Below are 581 nucleotides of genomic sequence, written 5' to 3' on the forward strand. Positions count from 1 at the left end.
GGGGTCGGCATCAAGATGGCGCGGGCGAAGTGGCGCGAGGTTTCGGGCAGGACCGCGCGCAGCACGGCGCCATCGCGCAGGTGCAGGTGCCAGTCGTCGGGGCGGCGGATCATCAGGCTGTCGGTCATGGTCGCCCCATACGCCTTTGGGGGGCGCTTTTCCAGTGGGAAAGCGGGGTTTCCCCTTGCGCGGCGGGGGGCGGGGACCTATCTTCGAATTTGGGCGTTTTGCTGAAATCCGCCCGACTCCCCAAGACCTTGGCCAGACGACACCCTGCGATCCGCGGGGCCTGACCGGCTGTGCCGCAACCCGTGAAAGGAGACCTCATGCAGAGGATTCTCGACGCCTGCCTGTTTGCCGCCCGCGCCCATGCGGACCAGCGCCGAAAGGGCGCCGCGGCCGAGCCTTATGTAAACCATGTGATCGAGGTGGCGGCGCGCGTCGCGGCCAGCCCGGATGCCTGCGCCGATACGGTCGTCGCGGCGCTGCTGCATGACGTGGTGGAGGATGCGCAGGTGCCCGAGGCCACGCTGCGCGACCGGTTCGGCCCGGCCGTGACCGCGATGGTGATGGAGGTGACC

1 protein-coding gene and 1 pseudogene are annotated in these 581 nt (G+C 69.0%); one reads left to right on the forward strand and one right to left on the reverse strand.

All coding sequences use genetic code 11. The features are described 5' to 3' along the window. Positions 1–128, reverse strand: a pseudogene (locus ACLD7X_RS17965) (dihydroorotase); the annotation flags it as partial. A gap of 171 nt (positions 129–299) precedes the next feature. Here ACLD7X_RS17965 and ACLD7X_RS17970 point away from each other — a divergent pair. After that, positions 300–581, forward strand: a 282-nt coding sequence (locus ACLD7X_RS17970; protein WP_425625466.1) for an HD domain-containing protein, incomplete at its 3' end; no start/stop codon positions are given.

Source organism: Aphanothece microscopica RSMan92 (assembly GCF_046613545.2).
Classification (GTDB): domain Bacteria; phylum Cyanobacteriota; class Cyanobacteriia; order PCC-6307; family Cyanobiaceae; genus NIES-981.